The sequence below is a fragment of the Streptomyces sp. YS-3 genome, from assembly GCF_045257485.1.
Classification (GTDB): domain Bacteria; phylum Actinomycetota; class Actinomycetes; order Streptomycetales; family Streptomycetaceae; genus Streptomyces.
The window spans coordinates 1-3,151 of the sequence record NZ_JBJHPC010000718.1 but is presented as its reverse complement, the minus strand read 5'-3'; the positions used below and the strand labels follow the sequence as shown (position 1 = coordinate 3,151).

The following is a 3,151-nucleotide window of genomic DNA, read 5'->3' as shown; positions in this document are numbered from 1 at the left end:
TTTCCCGGGGTGCGGGCGGCGCGCTCCTGGGTGAGGATCGGACCGTCCGGAAGCCCGGTTGCAGGGGGGCCGAGCAGGAGGCGTCAAGGTATGCGCGCTGTCGCGGTCCAGGCCTTCAGGGCCATGCCGGAGGTCGTCCATGTCCCCAAGCCGGAGCCCGGCCCCGGCGAAGTGCTGGTGAAGGTCGCGTACGCGGCTCTCAACCCGTTCGACTGGCAGGTCGCGGACGGCCTCCTCGACGGCCGGGCCCCGCACGTCTTCCCGCTGGTCCTCGGCGTCGACTTCGCCGGCCGCGTGGACGTGGTCGGGCCCGGCGAGAACCGGTTCGTGGTGGGCGACGCGGTGTACGGCCAGGCGGCCCGGCCACCGGTGGGGACCGGTACGTACGCGGAGTACGTGACGGTGCCGCACGACTCGGCCATCGCCGGGGTGCCCGACGGGCTCGCGCTGCGGGCCGCCGCGGCGCTGCCCACGGCCGGGATGACCGCGCTCCAGATCCTGCGCACCGGCGTGGCGCTGGAACCGGGCGACTCGATGCTCGTGGTGGGCGCGGCGGGCGGGGTCGGCAGCGCGCTGACCCAGTTGGCGGCGGCGCGGGACATCCGGGTGGTGGCGGTGGTGCGGGGCGACGAGCGGGAGCGGATGCGGGCGCTGGGCGCGGCCCTGGCGATCGACTCCACCGAGCAGTCGGTGCGCGAGGCGTGCGAACGGGCCGTGCCGGGCGGGGTGGACGCGGTGGTGGACCTGGTGTCGGCGGACGCGGAGGCCTTCGACGCGTATGCGCGGCTGATGCGTCCGGGTGGCGCGGCGCTGAGCACCCGGGGCGCGGCGCCGACCGGAAAAGGCGTGAACTTCCAGCTCACGGCGTCGGCTGCGCTGCTCGACGCGCTGGCCGCCGCCGCACTGGCGGGTGAGGTGCACGTGCCCGTGGAGGCGGAATACCCGTTGGAGAAGGTGCCGGAGGCGATGCAGCGGAATCGGACGGGCGGCGCGCGGGGGAAAACGTTGTTCGTGCCGTAGATGTCCGTTTTCGCAGCGCAGACGGAAAAGTTTGTCCACAGGGTGTGGATAAATATTCGGCTTTACGGTTCTCTCCCGGCGCGAGTAGACCCACCCAAAAGGTTCGATTCGCCTTGATCGCATACTGATGCCATGGGTGCACAGCTCGACGTGGACAGGGGCCCGGGCGGCCGGGGACGGGTGCGGCTCGCGCCGCCGCAGTGGCTGGTCGGCGGGTTGCGCCCGCAGAGCACCCCGATCGTGTGGCCGGGCGTCGCCCGGGCCGGAGCCGCGCTCGCGGCCCCGCTCGCCGTGGGCTTCGCCACCGACCAGCCGGCGTACGGCGCGCTGGTGTCCATGGGCGCCCTCTCCGGAGTCATCGGCGACACCGCCGACGCCTACCGGATGCGGGTCTTCAACATCGCCGTGCCGCAGCTCTTCGGCGCGATCGGCGTCACGCTGGGCACCCTGGTGTACGGCGAGGGCTGGTTCGCGGTCGCCGCGCTCACCCTGGTCGCCCTCGTCTCCGGAATGATCTCGTCCATCGGTGCGGTGGCGTCCGTGTCCGGACTGCTGCTCCTGCTGAACGCCGTGGTCGGGGCCGGACTCCCGATGCCCTCGCCGTGGTGGAAGGCGCCCCTGCTGCTCTCCCTCGGCGGGCTCTTCGTCCTCCTGCTCACCCTGCTCGGCTGGCCGCTGCGCAACCGCGTCCCGGAGCGGACGGCCGTCGCCGCCACCTACCGGGCGGTGGCCGACCTCCTCGAAGCGGCGGGCACACCGGCGTACGACGCCAGACGCCAGGCGGTCACGCAGTCGCTCAACACGGCGTACGACCTGGTCCTCGCCCGCCGCGCCCGCGACCACGGACGGCGCAGCCCGCTGGTACGGCTGCTGGCCCAGCTGAACGTGGTGATCCCGCTGGTGGAGGCCGCCCCCGCGGCCCATCTGCGCGGGCGGTCCCTGCCCTCCGAGATCCCCGCGGCCGTACGGGAGCTGGCGACGGCGGTGGAGCGGGCGCACACCGGACCGGTACCGGACCTGGCGCTCCCGGAGGCGGCCAGGCCGTCGGAGCGGGCGGTGGACGCGGCGCTGCGGCACGCCGCCGTGGTGGTCCACAAGCCGGACCCCGACCCGTACAACGTCGACGACCGCCTCGGACGCCCGGCGGCGCTGCGCATACGGCTGCGGCGCGGCGCGCGCAACGTGCTGTTCTCCCAGGCGTCCTGGCGGTACGGGCTGCGGCTCGCGCTCTGCATCGGGCTGGCCCAGGCACTGGTGTCGCTGGTGGCGGTGGAGCGTTCGTACTGGGTGGCGCTGACCGTCACGTTCGTCCTGAAGCCGGACTTCGGCTCGGTGTTCTCGCGGGCGGTGCTGCGCGCGCTGGGCACGGCGGTGGGTCTGGTGACGGCCGCGGCCGTGCTGGCGGAGGTGCCGCGCGGGTGGTGGGACGTGCCGGTGATGGTGGTGCTGGCCGCGCTGATCCCGGCGTTCTCGGCGAAGGGGTACGTCTTCCAGACGGCGGCGATCACCCCGGTGATCCTGCTCCTGTCCGACCTCCTCAACCACCAGGGCTTCGGCCTGGTGCTGCCGCGCCTGTGGGACAGCCTGATCGGCTGCGGGATCTCGCTGGTGGCGGGCTATCTGCTGTGGCCGGAGAGCTGGCACACCCGGATCGGGGACCGGCTGGCGGACGCGGTGGAGGACGCGGCGGGGTACGTGGAGTGCGCGTTCGCGGGGGAGGGCCGGGACCAGGCGGAACGGGTGCGGCGCCGCCGCCGCATCTACCGCGACCTGTCGGTGGTCCGCTCCGAGTTCCAGCGCGCGCTGACCGAGCCGCCGCCGATGGGGGCGCGGGCGGCGGCGTGGTGGCCGCTGGTGGTGGCGGTGGAGCGGATCGTGGACGCGACGACGGCGGCGCGGGTACGGGTGAACCACGGCGCGGAGCCGCCCTCGGCGCCGGAAGTGGCGGCGGCGGTACGGGAGTTGCGCGGGCTGGCGGCCGGGCTGAGGGCGTCGTCCACGCTGGTGGAGGTCCGGGCATCGCTGACGGGCCCGGAGGAGAGCGTGCTCGGCCCCCTGCGCCAGGAGGTCCGAGCGGCTCGCGCGATTGCGTCGCCGGGGGGTTAGGGGGGCCGAGCACGCTCTCCTCCGG

The 3,151-nt window shown here is 74.3% G+C and carries 2 protein-coding genes; both read left to right on the top strand.

The annotated features are described in order from the left end of the window. Positions 1-90 precede the first annotated feature (90 nt). Positions 91-1,020 carry an NADP-dependent oxidoreductase gene (locus ACJA3G_RS33795; RefSeq protein WP_406556850.1) on the top strand — a complete coding sequence of 310 codons (930 nt, stop codon included), beginning with the start codon at positions 91-93 and terminating at the stop codon, positions 1,018-1,020. Between the two features lie 132 nt (positions 1,021-1,152). Next, complete coding sequence (locus tag ACJA3G_RS33790; protein WP_406556849.1) at positions 1,153-3,126, top strand: FUSC family protein; 1,974 nt, start codon at positions 1,153-1,155, stop codon at positions 3,124-3,126. Positions 3,127-3,151 lie beyond the last annotated feature (25 nt).